This window comes from Promicromonospora sp. NPDC052451 (genome assembly GCF_044547525.1).
Classification (GTDB): domain Bacteria; phylum Actinomycetota; class Actinomycetes; order Actinomycetales; family Cellulomonadaceae; genus Promicromonospora.
Genome location: NZ_JBIUAP010000008.1, coordinates 193,326 through 207,606, shown reverse-complemented (window position 1 = coordinate 207,606; position 14,281 = coordinate 193,326). Strand labels below are relative to the sequence as shown.

Sequence of the window (14,281 nt, the reverse complement as noted above, 5' to 3'; positions counted from 1 at the left end):
ACGTCCGGTGAATGAGCACCCGCGTCCCGCGGCGGCGCGGGCGTGCCATACTGCCTGCGAGCCTCCCGGCTGCCTCAAGGGCCCGGGAGGCTTTCTGTTATGACGACACGACTGATGATCCGGCCCACGACCCCTGCCGACCAGCCGCTGCTGGAGCGGCTCTGGCTCCTGTTCCGGCACGACATGTCCGAGATCTCCGGGGCCCTGCCCGACCCGAGCGGCCAGTTCCGCCGCGAGCGCCTGGACGCCGCGTTCACCGACCCGGGCTGGCGCGGGCTCGTCGCGCACCTGGAGGCCGACGGCGGCGCGCCGGCACCCGTCGGCTTCGCCCTGGTGCGCGGGCTGGACGGTCCGGCCCGCGTGCTCAGCTCGTTCTTCGTGGTCCGCGGGGCGCGCCGCGACGGCGTCGGACGGCGTCTCGCGGCGCACGTGCTGGCGAGCTTCCCGGGTCGCTGGGAGATCGCCTTCCAGGACGCCAACGTCCCGGCGGTGCGGTTCTGGCGCGGGGTGGCCACGGACGCCGTCGGGCAGGCGTGGACCGAGGAGCACCGCGCGGTCCCGGGCCGCCCGGACCTCCCCCCGGACACGTGGATCTGCTTCACCACTGCCACGCCCACCCCGGCATGAGTTCGGTCGGTTGCCGCGAGATCGGTCACTCCACGGACCGATCTCGCGACAACCGACCGAACTCGGCCTCCCGCCACACAGCAGGAGCCGGATGTCTCAGCCGATCAGGTGCAGGCTCTCCTTGTTCTTGTCCGCGTACAGGCGCTCGACGTCGGCGTCGAAGTCCTTGAGGAACACCGCGCGCTTCACGCTCTGCTTGGGCGTGAGGTAGCCGTTCTCGATGGTCAGGTCGCCGGACAGCACCGTGTACTTGCGGATCGACTCGGCCTTGGAGACGGCCTTGTTGGCGCGCTGCACGGCCTGGTCGAGCGCGGCGAGCACGTCGGGGTCCGTGCGGGCCTCGTCCACCGACAGGGCGGGCTTGCCGTGCATCTTGAGCCAGCCGGGCAGGCCCTCGGCGTCGAGCGTGATGAGCGCCCCGATGAACGGCTTGTTGTCGCCCACCACGACGCACTGGCTGACCAGCGCGTGCGCGCGGATCCGGTCCTCGAGGTTGGACGGCGCCACGTTCTTGCCGCCCGCGGTGACGATGATCTCCTTCTTACGGCCCGTGATGGTCAGGAAGCCGTCGTCGTCGAGCACGCCCAGGTCGCCGGTGCGGAACCAGCCGTCCTCGGTGAACGCCTCCGCCGTGGCGGCCTCGTTCTTGTGGTACGCGGTGAAGATGTGGTGGCCCTTGAGCAGGATCTCGGAGTCCTCGGCGATCCGGACGCCGCAGCCGGGCAGCTGCAGGCCGACCGAGCCGATCTTCGTCGCCGTGGGGCGGTTCACGCAAGTCGGGGCGGTGGACTCCGTGAGGCCGTAGCCCTCCAGCACCTTGAGGCCGAGGCCGCGGTAGAAGTGGCCCAGGCGCTCACCCAGGGGGCCGCCGCCCGACACCGCGAACTCGGCGCGGCCGCCGAGCCGGGCGCGCAGCTTGGAGAACACCAGCGCACTGGCGATCGCGTGCTGCAGGCGCAGCCCCAGCCCCGGGCCCGACGGCGTGTCCAGGGCACGCGACCAGGCGATGCCCGTCGCGGCCGCCCAGTGGAAGATCTTGGCCTTCCCGCCGGCCGCGGCCGTCTGCTCGGCCGTGTTGTAGACCTTCTCGAACACGCGCGGCACGGCGAGGATGAAGGTCGGCTTGAACTCGCCCAGCGCGTCCACCAGCGTGGTGGTGTCGCCCCAGTGCCCCGTGACCACGCCGCCCGCCACCGCGAGCACGTGGATGTAGCGCGCGAACACGTGCGCCATCGGGATGAACAGGAGGGTGCGTCCGCCGTCCTTGGCGAACACCTCCGGCACGGCCTCGACGGCGTTCACGGCGAGCGACGCGAAGTTGCGGTGCGTCAGCTCGGCGCCCTTGGGGCGGCCCGTGGTACCCGAGGTGTAGATGATCGTCGCGATGCTGTCGAGGTCCGCGAGACCGCGGCGCCGGGCGATCTCCTCGTCGGGCACGTCCGCCCCGTCGGCGGCCACCGCGTCCAGCGCGCCGTCGTCGATGACGAGCACGTCGGTCAGCAGCGGCACGGTGTCGCGGACCTCGGCGACCGTGGCGGCGTTGGCGGCGTTCTCGGCGAAGAGCAGCTTCACCTCGGCGTCGGACGCGATCCACTCGACCTGCTCGGCCGAGGACGTCTCGTACACGGGGACGGGGACGGCGCCGGCGGCCCAGACCGCGAAGTCCAGCACGGCCCACTCGTACCGCGTGCGGGACATGATGCCGACCCGGTCGCCCGGCTCGATGCCGCGGGCCACCAGGCCCTTGGCCACCGCGACCACCTGTGCGTCGAACTCGCCGGCCGTGACGACCCGCCAGGGCTCACCCTTGCCTGCGGGGACCTCCATCATCGGCTTGTCGGCGCCCTTGCCGACCCGCTCCGCGAGCACGTCGTTGAGGTTGGAGGTGGGGGGCAGCTCGATGAGGATCGGGCTGAAGATCTCGTCCATTCTGACTCCAGTGGCAGTACTGACCGTGCCTGCAAAGATACCGGGAAACGGACGCTGCGTGGTGCACCTGCGACGGTCGCTACCCTGGGTGTGCGCACCTTTGCGGTGCAACCCCCTTCCCGACGGTCCGTGCGGCCGTCGTGCAACGAGAGAACGTGAGGACGCATGCACGCCATCGGGGTCGACATCGGCGGCACGAAGATCGCTGTGGGAGTCGTCGACGAGGACGGCAACATCCTCGCCCAGGTACGGCGGGAGACCGACGCCGACGACGTCGCGAACATCGACGAGGCGATCGCCGACGCCTGCAACGAGCTCGTCAAGGAGCACGAGGTGGGCGCGATCGGGCTCGCCGCGGCGGGCTTCGTCAGCCCGGACCGGACGTCGGTGAACTTCGCCCCGAACATCGCCTGGCGCGAGTACCCGCTGGCCGCGAAGGTCGGTGCGCTCGTAGACGCCGACGTGCCGATCGTGGTCGAGAACGACGCGAACGCCGCCGGCTGGGCCGAGTTCCGGTTCGGAGCCGGCCGGGACGCCACCGACATGCTGATGCTGACCGTGGGCACCGGCCTGGGCGGCGCCGTCATCTCCGAGCGGGAGCTGGTGCGCGGCAAGTGGGGCATGGCCGCCGAGGTGGGCCACATGCGGGTGGTGCCCGAGGGGCACTACTGCGGCTGCGGGCACGAGGGCTGCTGGGAGCAGTACGCCTCGGGCAGCGCGCTGGAGCGCGACGCGCAGCACGCCGCCGTCGCGCGCGTGGACCAGGCGGCCCGCCTGCTCGAGCTGTCCGGCGGCGACCCGGCGAAGATCCGCGGCAAGATGGTGACCGAGGCGGCCCAGGAGGGCGACCCGCTCGCCGTCGAGCTGCTCGCCACGCTCGGCCGCTGGATCGGTGAGGGCTCGGCCTCCGTCGCGGCCCTGCTCGACCCGGAGCTCATCGTGATCGGCGGCGGCGTCGGCGCTGCGGGCGACCTGCTGCTCGGCCCGGTGCGCCGGGGCTTCGAGGCGCAGCTCTCCGCGATGGGTCACCGCCCGGTGGCGCAGATCGAGCTCGCCGAGCACGGCAACGAGGCGGGCATCGTGGGCGCGGCGGACCTGGCCCGCCGCTGAGCCCCACCCGGCACGCGCGGACGCTCAGGTCACCCCGGGTGACCTGAGCGTCCGCGTCTCAGACCACTGCGCCCGGGCCGTCGTCGTCCGGGTCGCGCTGGTGCGGCATACGCCAGACGAGCACACCCAGGCCGGCCACGAACAGGCCGAGGCCGATCTGCCCGACCAGCGGCGGGATGTCCAGCGCGGGCACCGCCGCGGACAGGATCATGCCGATCACGGCCAGCACCGGGACACCCACGACGAAGCTCCACGCCATGGTGAGCAGCGGGTCCCGGGACAGCAGCGGCGGCGGCTCCGGCGGCGTGAAGTGCGACTCCTCCTCCTCGAGCGCCTCCGCCTCGGGCGACAGCGGCCAGTCGCGCGGACCGCTGGGCGGGTTCGCGCCCGTACCGCCCGGTGCAGCCGGACCCTGGTCGCCCGAGCGCCCGCCACCGGTCCAGTCGCCGGCCGCCCAGCCGCCGTCGGTCCAGCCGGCAACGTCGCCCGCACCGCCCGGCCGCCCGCTGCCGGGCCGGCCGCCGCTCGGCCGCCCGGGGTCTCCCCCGATGTCGGCCCGAGCGTCGCCGACGGACTCCCCCTCGTCACCCGGCCGCGAAGTCTGAGAAGATTCGGCGGTCTTCCCCGGTCCGGCGGCCTCGCCGTCGGACCGGGACACGTCGATGTCGCCGAGCGTGGCGACGATGTCTGCCCAGCGCGAGGCCACGTCGTCGTCGCCCAGCTCCCGGGGGGTGTCGCCGGGCACGTCGTCGTCGCGGTCGTCGGTGTTCGATGCGGCCATGCGCACACTCTATTGTCGTCAGGGGGCCCGCGGGGTCGGGTCGTGAGGAGGAATCTTGTTCTACTGGGTGATGCGGAACCTGTTGGTGGGCCCGCTGCTGCGCCTCGCCTACCAGCCGTGGGTCATCGGGGCGCGGAACGTGCCGCGCACCGGCGCCGCGATCATGGCCAGCAACCACCTGGCGGTGATCGACTCGTTCATCCTGCCGCTCCTGATCCCGCGCCGGGTGACCTTCCTCGGCAAGTCCGACTACTTCACGGGCAAGGGCCTCAAGGGCAGGATCGTCGCCTGGTTCATGACCGGGATCGGCGTCATCCCCGTGGACCGCTCGGGCGGGGCCGCCAGCGAGGCGGCGCTGCGCACCGGCCTGCGGGTGCTGCGCGAGGGCAAGCTGTTCGGCATCTACCCCGAGGGCACCCGCAGCCCTGACGGCCGCCTCTACAAGGCCAAGACCGGTGTGGCCCGGATGGCACTCGAGTCGGGCGCACCGGTGATTCCCGTGGCGATGGTCGACACCGACGTGGCGCAGCCGGTGGGCCGCACGCTGCCGACGTTCATGCCGCTGGGCGCCGTGATCGGCGAGCCCCTCGACTTCAGCCGGTACAAGGGCATGGAGACGGACAAGTTCGTGCTGCGTGCCGTCGCCGACGAGATCGAGTACGCGATCCTCGCCCTGTCCGGCCAGGAGTACGTCGACGCCTACGCGGCCAGCGCCAAGGAGCGTGCGGCGCGAGGCGAGCCGCCGACCCCCAGCTCTGAGGAGGGCCCCGGCGGGCTGCCCCTGCCGGAGGTCGAGAAGCCGCGCCGGCCCGGGCGGCGCTGAGCCGGCTGACGGCGCCGGCCGTCCCCTGCCGTCGTCGGCCGGTCCCTGCCGTCGTCGGCCGGTCCCTGCAGGAGCGACACGTGCTCCCGCAGGTAGGTTGCAGACAGTAGACAAGATCTACTGTCTGCAACCCCTCCCCGCGGGGCACATCGCCCCGCCTCACCCGCCCGGTCGCCGGCCCGCTCCCTGGCGCCCGTCGGCACGGCCCCTCGGGACGAGCGGTGTCACGCGCGCCCCGCCGGCGGCGCCGTGGAGGCCCGCTGCACCAGGGTGGTCGCGAGCTCGGTGCGCAGCGTGTGCCCGCTGGCGGTGCGGGCCCGGTGCACGAGGTCGACGGCGGTGGCGCCCATCTCGGAGAGCGGCTGGCGCACGGTGGTCAGCGGCGGGTCGATCCAGGGCGCGACGGGCAGGTCGTCGAAACCGACCAGCGAGACGTCGCGGGGCACGGCCAGACCCGCCTCGCGCAGGGCCCGCAGCGCCCCGAGCGCGGTGTCGTCGCTGCTGGCGAAGATCGCGGTCGGCGGGTCGTCCAGCCGGAGGAGCCGCTGCGCACCCTCGTAGCCCGAGGTGACGCCGTAGGCCCCCACGTGCACCAGGTCGTCGTCCACGACGAGACCTGCCCGGATCATGGCGGCGCGGTAGCCCGCGAGCCGCGCGATCGCGTTGTCCTGCTCCAGCGCACCCGTGATGGTGGCGATCCGCGTGTGGCCGAGGGCCAGCAGGTGCCCCGTCGCCTCCAGCCCGCCCTGGAAGTTGGTCGCGCCGACGCTGAGCATGCCCTCGGGCGGCCGCTGCCGCGGGTCGACGACGACGAGCGGCGTCCCGGTGTCGGCCAGGGCGCGACGTGCCTCGGCGTCGGGCACGGCCACGATGCTCACCAGGCCGTCCGTGCCGCGCTCCAGCGCGTGCCGCACCCACGAGCTGCAGTCGTCAGGATCCGGCTCGACGGCCAGGACGACGTCCAGCCCGAGCCGGCGGGCGCCCGCGACGGCACCTCGCACCACGGCCTCGGACCAGGTGCCCTCGAAGTCGACGATGCGCACGTCGATCATGCCGGTGGGCTTGGCCGCCGGCGGACGGACCTCGTAGCCGTGCCGTTCCAGCACCGCGGTCACCTTCGCGCGGGTCGAGCCGGCGACGTCGGGCCGGGTGTTGAGGACCTTGGAGACCGTCGGGACCGAGACGCCCGCCTCGGCCGCCACGACGGCGAGCGGGGTGCGGGGCTGTTCCGTTGCCATGGGTCCTCCGACATTCTGCGAGCCACGTTTCCGAAATCAGGATCGTAGCGGATCCGCCGGAGCATCAGGCCACGAACCCCGGCAACAGGCCAGGACTGGGACGACCGTCCCGTTGACATGCCCGCACGGCACGTCTACTCTCCCGGCGTCTTTCCGAGATAGATCTTCGAAATTTCGAAGACGGCAGTCGCGGATCAACAAAGGAGTGATCGTGAACAGGACACCTCGCCTCGCCGCAGCGGCGACGGCGTCGACCCTCACGCTGGCCCTCGCCCTGACCGGGTGCGGGCGCAGCGACGAGGCCGGCACCACGACGGACGGCTCGACGGCCCTCACGGACGGCCCCGCCACGGGCACCGTCGAGGTCTGGGCCATGGGCACCGAGGGCGAGCTGCTGCCCGAGCTCGCCGAGCAGTTCGAGGCCGACAACCCCGACGTGACGGTCAACGTGACGCCGGTGCCGTGGGAGTCGTCGACCGAGAAGATCAACACCGCCATCGCGACCGGCGAGGTGCCCGACGTCATGCAGGTCGGCACCACCCTGGTGAGCGGATTCGTCGGGCTGGACGGCCTCGCCCCCACGCCCGAGGAGATCGACTCCGAGGCGTTCTTCCCGGGCGCCTGGGACACCACGGTGGTCGACGGCACCTCCTACGGCGTGCCCTGGTACGTCGAGTCGCGCGTGCTGTACTACCGCACGGACCTCGCCGAGGAGTCCGGCGTCGCGGCGCCCGAGGACTGGTCGGGCCTCACCGACTTCGCGGCCGGCCTGCAGGACGCCGGGGCCGACCACGGCATCGCGCTGCAGACCCGCGGCAACTCCACGGCCCTGATGTACCTGCCGTTCTACTGGCAGGCGGGCGGCGAGATCATGGACGACGCCGGCGAGTTCACGCTCGACAACGACGCGCAGGTCAAGGCGCTGGAGTACTACTCCTCGTTCATGCGTGACGGGCTCGCCCCGCCGGTGCTCGTCGAGGACGAGAAGGTGCAGAACTTCATCGACGGCAAGCTCGGGTCCTTCGTGTCGGGCCCCTGGGAGCGCGCCAACCTGCTGACCACGGCGGGCGACGACTTCGCCGACAGGTTCGGCGTGGTGCCGCTGCCGGCCGACGAGGAGACGGCCTCCTTCATCGGCGGCTCCAACCTCGCCGTCCTGGCGGACGCCGCCAACCCCGACGCCGCGTGGAAGTTCGTGCAGTTCGCCACCGACCCGGCCGTGCAGGTGGACTGGTTCGAGATCTCCAGCGACCTGCCCGCCGTCCAGGCCGCCTGGGACGACCCGGCCCTGGCCGACGACGACGCCGTGGCCGTCTACGAGGACGTGCTGACCACCGCGCGCTCGACCCCGGCGATCCCGACCTGGGCCGAGATCGAGCACGAGCTCGACCTCATCATCGAGCAGGTCATCGCCGGTGACGTCACGCCCGAGGACGCGGCCACGCAGATGCAGGACGCCGCGACCGCGATCGGGACGGGTCTGGACTGACCGTGGCCGTCTCCGCACGCCGCCGCCGCACGGGCCTCGCCGCCTGGGGCTTCGCGCTCCCGTTCACCGTGCTGTTCGCGGTGTTCCTGCTGGTCCCGGTCGCGTCCTCGCTCTACATGGCGTTCACCGACATGCGCGGGGCCGACCTGCGCAGCCCGTGGGCCGTCAACTTCGTCGGGTTCGACAACTTCGTCGAGGCGCTCACGGACCCGAAGTTCCAGCAGGCCGCCGGCAACACGCTCTACTTCGTCGGGGTGGCCATGCCGCTCACCCTCGCGATCGCGCTGCTGCTCGCGGTGCTGCTGAACTCGGGCCTGGTGTGGTTCCGGTCGGTGTTCCGCGTGGGCTTCTACGCCCCCGTGGTGACGTCGATCGTCGCGGTGGCGGTCGTGTGGCGGTTCCTGCTGCAGCCCGACTTCGGTCTGGTGAACTCCGCGCTCGGCGTGGTCGGGATCGACGGCCCGCGGTGGCTCACCGACGAGGCCTGGGCCATGCCGTCGCTCATCGTGATGGCCACCTGGCGCAACGTCGGGTACTCGATGGTGATCCTGCTCGCCGGCCTCCAGGGCATCCCCCGGGACGTGTACGAGGCCTCGGCGATCGACGGCGCTGGGCCGGTCCGCCAGTTCTGGTCCGTCACGGTGCCGCTGCTGCGGCCCACGCTGCTGTTCTGTGCGGTCATCACCGGCATCGGGTACCTGCAGTTCTTCGAGGAACCGTTCGTGATGACGCAGGGCGGACCCCTGGGCGCCACCAACTCGGTGGCGTACGAGATCTTCAACCAGTTCGGGTTCGGCAACTACGGCCTGTCCGCGGCCATGAGCTACGTGCTCTTCGTCGCGATCGTGATCCTGTCCTACCTCCAGTTCCGCCTGCTCAGGACGGAGAAGTGATGGCCGCCTCGACCCGGCCCCGCCGGCTGACCCCGCGCGCGATCCTGCTCAACGTGGCGCTCCTGGTGGGCCTCACCGCCTCCATCGGCCCGCTGGTGTGGATGGTCGTGTCCTCCGTCAAGCCGGAGGGCGAGATCCGGCAGTTCCCGCCCACGCTCGTCCCCGAGCAGCCGACGTGGTCCAACTACACCGAGCTGTTCGCCTCGCTGAGCTTCCCGCGATACTTCGCCAACTCGGTGGTCGTGGCCCTGGTCGTGACGATCGGGTCGGTGCTGTTCAGCGCCATGGTCGGGTACGCGCTGGCCAAGCTCGACTTCCCCGGCAAGCGGACGCTGTTCGCCCTGGTGATGGGGACGCTCATGGTGCCGGGGATGGTCACGTTCGTGCCGCTGTTCGTGCTGGTGGCCAACCTGGACCTCGTCAACACGTACGCGGCCCTGATCCTGCCGTTCCTGGCGGCGCCGTTCGGGGTGTTCCTCATGCGGCAGTTCATGCTCGACATCCCGGACGAGCTGCTCGACGCCGCGCGTGTCGACGGCGCGGGCGAGTTCCGCACGTTCTTCCGCATCGTGCTGCCGCAGGCGCGGCCGGCGCTGGCGACGCTCGGCATCCTCACGTTCCTCGGGTCCTGGAACAACTTCCTGTGGCCGCTCGTGGCCGTGCAGTCCGCCGACAGGTACACGCTGCCCGTGGCGCTGGCCCTGTACTCGACCGGCCAGAACACCGTGCAGTACGGCCTGCTGGTCGCGGGCGCCACCGTCATCGTGCTGCCCATCCTCGTCGTCTTCCTCGTCCTGCAGCGGCACATCGTGCAGGGCATCTCCACCACCGGCCTGAAGTAGGAGTTCTTCCGTGACCGAACAGATCACGCTGCCCACCGCCCCCGGCTTCCTGTGGGGCGCGTCCACCGCCGCCCACCAGATCGAGGGCGGCAACGTCAACAGCGACTGGTGGGCCAAGGAGCACGTCGCCGGGACGCTGTGCGCGGAGAGCTCGGGCGACGCCGTCGACAGCTACCACCGCTACCCCGAGGACATCGCCCTGCTGGCGGACGCAGGGCTGAACGCGTACCGGTTCTCGGTCGAGTGGGCACGCATCGAGCCCGCCGAGGGCGAGATCTCCCGGGCGCAGCTCGCGCACTACCGGCGCATGATCGACGCCTGCCTGGCGGCGGGCGTCACACCGGTGGTCACGCTGCTGCACTTCACGCTCCCCCGCTGGTTCGCCGAGCGCGGCGGGTGGTTCGCGGCCGACGCCGTCGATGCGTACGCCCGCTACGTCGAGACCGTCACCTCGATCCTGGCCGACGTGCGGCACGTGGTCACGATCAACGAGCCCAACATCACCTCGATGATGCTCGGCGCGAGCCGGCGCACCAACCTGGACGCCGCGGGCCTGGCGGCTCCCGACGAGGCCGCCTCCGAGATCCAGGCGACCGCCCACCGGCGCGCCGTCGACATCCTGCACGGGCTGGGGCACGTGCAGGCCGGGTGGACCGTCGCGAACCAGGTCTTCCAGGCGGCGCCCGGCGCCGAGGCCGCCCGGGACGCCTACGCCTACCCGCGCGAGGACTTCTTCCTGGAGGTCGCGCGCGACGACGACTTCGTGGGCGTGCAGAGCTACCTGCGCACCATCATCGGGGCCGACGGCGAGCCCGTCCCCTTCGGCGACGACGTCGAGAAGACGCTGACCGGCTGGGAGTACTACCCGCAGGCACTGGGCGAGGCGCTGGAGTACACGCACAAGATCACGGGCGGCGTGCCGATGATCGTCACCGAGAACGGCATGGCCACGGCCGACGACTCCCGGCGCATCGACTACACCCGGGGCGCGCTGGGTGGCATGGCCCGCGCGATGGCCGCCGGCTGCCGTGTCGAGGGCTACCTGCACTGGTCGCTGCTGGACAACTACGAGTGGATGAGCGGCTTCGCCCCGACGTTCGGGCTGATCGCCGTCGACCGCACCACGTTCGAGCGCACGCCCAAGCCCAGCCTCGCGTGGCTCGGCACGGTCGCCCGGACGGGCGAGCTGCCCGCCTGACGCCCGGACGCACCACCCCTGTCACGACTACGACGACGTAGAGGAGACACACCATGAGAAGACACCGGACCGCGGTCGCGGCGGCTGCCGTCGCCGCGCTCGCACTGACGGCGGTGCCCGCGAGCGCCGTCGACCGGACGGCGCCGGCAGCGAGCGCCGCCGTCGGCCTGGGGCAGGACGCGCCCCGGACGGACGGCACCGGCTCGGAGCGACGTGAGCTCCGTATCTGGGCCGCCGACACCTGGCGCTCGTTCGAGGCCATGGTCGACGAGGAGACGGGCCTGCCCGACGACAACATCGGCGGGGACCTGGACCCGGCCACCCGGGGCGGGTACACGTCGCCGACCAACATCGGCGCGTACCTGTGGAGCACGGTCGTGGCCCGGGACCTGGGGCTGATCGGGTCCCGTGAGGCGCACCGCCGTCTGGCCACCACGCTGGACACGGTCGCGGGGCTGGAGAAGCACGAGCCCAGCGGCATGTTCTACAACTGGTACGACCCGGCCACGGGCGCCAAGCTCGTGACGTTCCCCACGAGCGGCGACCCGGTCAAGCCGTTCCTGTCGAGCGTGGACAACGGCTGGCTCGCGACGGGTCTGCTCCTGACCGCGCGCGCCGAGCCGTCCCTGGCCCGTGCGGCGGACGCCGTCCGCGAGGACATGGACTTCGGCTGCTACTACGACCCGGCGCAGAATCAGATCCGGGGCGGGTTCTGGGACACGGACCCGCAGGAGACCGCGCCCGTGCCGGGTGACTACTGCGGCATGGGCACGGACGTCTGGTACACGGGCCACCACTACGGCGCTTTCAACACGGAGCCGCGCATCGCGTCGTACCTGGGCATCGCCGAGGGGCAGATCCCGGCGGAGCACTACTTCGGCACGTACCGCACGTTCCCCGACACGTGCGACTGGTCGTGGACCGAGACGCGGCCGGTCGGGCAGTGGGCCGAGCACCTGGGCGTGCCCGTGTTCGAGGGCGCGCTGCCGTACCGGGGCATGCGGGTGGTGCCGACCTGGGGCGGCAGCATGTTCGAGGCGCTCATGGTGCCGCTGTTCGTGCCCGAGGAGACGTGGGGACCGCGGTCGTGGGGCCGCAACCACCCGCTGTACGTGCGCGGGCAGATCGAGCACGGTATGCAGGAGGCCGACTACGGGTACTGGGGCTTCTCGCCGTCCAACGACCCGGCCGGCGGGTACCGCGAGTACGGCGTGGACCAGCTCGGGCTGGACGGGCCGGGCTACACCTCGGACCAGGAGCGCACGACGTTCGACCAGCCGTACGAGGGCTGCCGCGAGGGCTCGCCGGCGCCGACGGAGTACGGCGACGGCGTGGTGACGCCGCACGCGTCGTTCCTCGCGCTGCGCTACGCGCACGGTGACGCGATGGCCAACCTGCGCAACGTCGCCGCGGACTTCGACGCGTACGGCCCGGGCGGCTTCTACGACGCCGTGGCCGTGCGCAGCGGCCAGGTCTCCCAGCGCTACCTCTCGCTGGACCAGGGCATGATCATGGCCGCGCTCGGCAACGAGCTGGCCGACGACGCCGTCCGGCGCTACGTCTCCCGTGGCGACCTGGAGCGCGAGGTGCGACCGCTGATGGCCATGGAGACCTTCGCCGTCGGCCGCGACTGAACCCGCCCGCCGTGTCAGGCGCACGGGTCGCTCCGGTGACCTGTGCGTCTGGCACGCTGGATCTCCGCACCATCTACGAAGGGGTAGTTCCTTGGCCTCCGTCGACCTCGCGTCCCGCCTGGGGCGCACCGTGCTGTACCAGATCTACCCGCAGTCCTTCGCGGACGGCAACGGCGACGGGATCGGCGACCTCGCCGGCATCGCCGAGCGTCTGGACTACCTCGCGTGGCTCGGGGTGGACGCGATCTGGCTCAGCCCGTGCTTCGTCTCGCCGTTCGCCGACGCGGGGTACGACGTCGCCGACTTCATGACCGTGGCGCCGCGCTACGGCACCAACGAGGACCTGGCCCGGCTGACCGAGGAGGCCGGACGGCGCGGCATCTCCGTGCTGCTCGACCTCGTGGCCGGCCACACCTCGGACCAGCACCCGTGGTTCCGCGCGTCGGCCGACGACCCGGACGATCACCGGTTCGTGTGGAGCGACGTGCCCGCCGAGGGCTTCCAGCCCGGTCCGGGGAAGCGGGGCGGGTACTACAAGCCCAACTTCTTCCCCGTGCAGCCAGCGCTCAACTTCGGGTACGCCCGCACGGACCCCGCCGAGCCGTGGCGGCAGCCCGTCGACGCCCCGGGCCCGCTCGCCAACCGGGCCGCGCTGCGCGAGATCATGGCGCACTGGTTCGGCCTCGGCGTCGCGGGGTTCCGCGTGGACATGGCGGCGTCCCTCGTCAAGGACGACCCCGGCCACGTCGAGACCGGGAAGCTGTGGCACGAGATGCGCACCTGGCTGGACCGCGAATGGCCCGGCCGCGTGATCATCAGCGAGTGGGGCGACCCGCGGGTCGCCGTCCCCGCGGGCTTCCACGCCGACTTCTTCCTCCAGTTCGGCGGGGACGACGACGGCCTGCCCCTGCGCTCGCTGTGGAACAACGGCGCGGGCACGGTGAGCGAGTCCTGGGGCGAGCTCGCCCCGTGGGCCGGCGCGGACGGGGCAGGTGACGCCGCCACGTTCGTCACGGCCTGGCAGGCCGCCACCGACGCCATCGCGGCGACGGGCCGTGGCGGCGTGGTGGGCCTGCCGACGTCGAACCACGACTTCACGCGGTTGGTGGCGGGCCCGCGCGACGCCGAGCAGGCCCGCGTGGCACACGTGCTCACGATGACCTGGCCCGCCCTGCCGTCGGTCTACTACGGCGACGAGATCGGCATGCGGTACGTGCCGGGCACACCCACGCTGGAGGGGTCGCGGCTCGGCCCGGCCTACGACCGGGCCGGCTCGCGCACCCCGATGCAGTGGGGCGATCTGCCCGCGGACCCCTACGGCCCGGGCAGGCCCGCGGACTCGACGTACCTGCCGGAGGATCCCGACCCGGAGCGTCCCACGGTCGCCGCCCAGGTGGACGACGCCGGCTCGCTGCTGCGCCTGGTCCGTGACCTCATCGCGCTGCGCCACGACGACCCGCGCCTGGACGCGGCGGCGCCCGTCGAGGTGCTGGCCACCGGGTACCCCTTCGCGTACGTGCGCGGCGGCACGCTCGCCGTGCTGCTCAACCCGGGGAGTGCGGCGGTGCGGTTCCCGCTGGCCGGTGCCGCCGGCGGACGGCAGGTGCTCGCCCGGGGGTTCCGGGCGGAGGCGGACGACGGTGGAGCGGAGGTCGTGCACCTCGACGGCCACGGCTACGCCGTCCTCGACCTCGCGGTCGTGTAGCGCCCGACGCCA

12 protein-coding genes are annotated in these 14,281 nt (G+C 72.2%); 9 read left to right on the top strand and 3 right to left on the bottom strand.

The window, feature by feature from the left end; genetic code table 11:
- Window positions 1-99 precede the first annotated feature (99 nt).
- Entirely contained in the window at window positions 100-627 is a 528-nt protein-coding gene (locus ACIG47_RS16250; RefSeq protein ID WP_397412653.1) for a GNAT family N-acetyltransferase, read from the top strand.
- 96 nt (window positions 628-723) lie between these two features.
- Here ACIG47_RS16250 and ACIG47_RS16245 read toward each other — a convergent pair whose 3' ends face one another.
- Window positions 724-2,556 carry an AMP-dependent synthetase/ligase gene (locus ACIG47_RS16245; RefSeq protein WP_397432006.1) on the bottom strand — a complete coding sequence of 611 codons (1,833 nt, stop codon included), beginning with the start codon at window positions 2,554-2,556 and terminating at the stop codon, window positions 724-726.
- A 165-nt stretch (window positions 2,557-2,721) separates the two neighbouring features.
- On the opposite strand from ACIG47_RS16245, the gene ACIG47_RS16240 reads away from it, so the two are divergent.
- Window positions 2,722-3,666, top strand: coding sequence for an ROK family glucokinase (locus ACIG47_RS16240; protein WP_397412650.1), 945 nt, complete (start codon window positions 2,722-2,724; stop codon window positions 3,664-3,666).
- A 58-nt stretch (window positions 3,667-3,724) separates the two neighbouring features.
- Here ACIG47_RS16240 and ACIG47_RS16235 read toward each other — a convergent pair whose 3' ends face one another.
- Window positions 3,725-4,447, bottom strand: coding sequence for a hypothetical protein (locus tag ACIG47_RS16235; protein ID WP_397432005.1), 723 nt, complete (start codon window positions 4,445-4,447; stop codon window positions 3,725-3,727).
- Window positions 4,448-4,502: 55 nt separating this feature from the next.
- Here ACIG47_RS16235 and ACIG47_RS16230 point away from each other — a divergent pair, with 55 nt between their 5' ends.
- Window positions 4,503-5,270 carry a lysophospholipid acyltransferase family protein gene (locus tag ACIG47_RS16230; protein WP_397412646.1) on the top strand — a complete coding sequence of 256 codons (768 nt, stop codon included), beginning with the start codon at window positions 4,503-4,505 and terminating at the stop codon, window positions 5,268-5,270.
- A gap of 224 nt (window positions 5,271-5,494) precedes the next feature.
- Here the strand turns inward: ACIG47_RS16230 and ACIG47_RS16225 are convergent, their stop codons facing one another.
- Complete coding sequence (locus ACIG47_RS16225; RefSeq protein ID WP_397432003.1) at window positions 5,495-6,508, bottom strand: LacI family DNA-binding transcriptional regulator; 1,014 nt, start codon at window positions 6,506-6,508, stop codon at window positions 5,495-5,497.
- A gap of 211 nt (window positions 6,509-6,719) precedes the next feature.
- Between ACIG47_RS16225 and ACIG47_RS16220 the strand changes: the two genes are divergently transcribed.
- From ACIG47_RS16220 to ACIG47_RS16195, 6 genes are all read left to right on the top strand, one after another.
- Window positions 6,720-7,997, top strand: a complete 1,278-nt coding sequence (locus ACIG47_RS16220; protein ID WP_397432001.1) for an extracellular solute-binding protein — start codon at window positions 6,720-6,722, stop codon at window positions 7,995-7,997.
- 2 nt (window positions 7,998-7,999) lie between these two features.
- Window positions 8,000-8,890, top strand: coding sequence for a carbohydrate ABC transporter permease (locus ACIG47_RS16215; RefSeq protein WP_397412640.1), 891 nt, complete (start codon window positions 8,000-8,002; stop codon window positions 8,888-8,890).
- Window positions 8,890-9,732: a carbohydrate ABC transporter permease gene (locus ACIG47_RS16210; RefSeq protein ID WP_397432000.1), complete on the top strand. Its 843-nt coding sequence runs from the start codon at window positions 8,890-8,892 to the stop codon at window positions 9,730-9,732. Before ACIG47_RS16215 ends, ACIG47_RS16210 begins: the two co-directional genes overlap by 1 nt.
- 10 nt (window positions 9,733-9,742) lie before the next feature.
- The gene (locus ACIG47_RS16205; protein WP_397431999.1) at window positions 9,743-10,930 is read left to right on the top strand and encodes a glycoside hydrolase family 1 protein; all 1,188 of its coding nucleotides are present in this window, start codon (window positions 9,743-9,745) and stop codon (window positions 10,928-10,930) included.
- Between the two features lie 53 nt (window positions 10,931-10,983).
- Window positions 10,984-12,564, top strand: coding sequence for a glucoamylase family protein (locus ACIG47_RS16200; protein ID WP_397431998.1), 1,581 nt, complete (start codon window positions 10,984-10,986; stop codon window positions 12,562-12,564).
- A 91-nt stretch (window positions 12,565-12,655) separates the two neighbouring features.
- Entirely contained in the window at window positions 12,656-14,269 is a 1,614-nt protein-coding gene (locus ACIG47_RS16195) for an alpha-amylase family glycosyl hydrolase (RefSeq protein WP_397431997.1), read from the top strand.
- The last annotated feature ends 12 nt before the right edge of the window (window positions 14,270-14,281 follow it).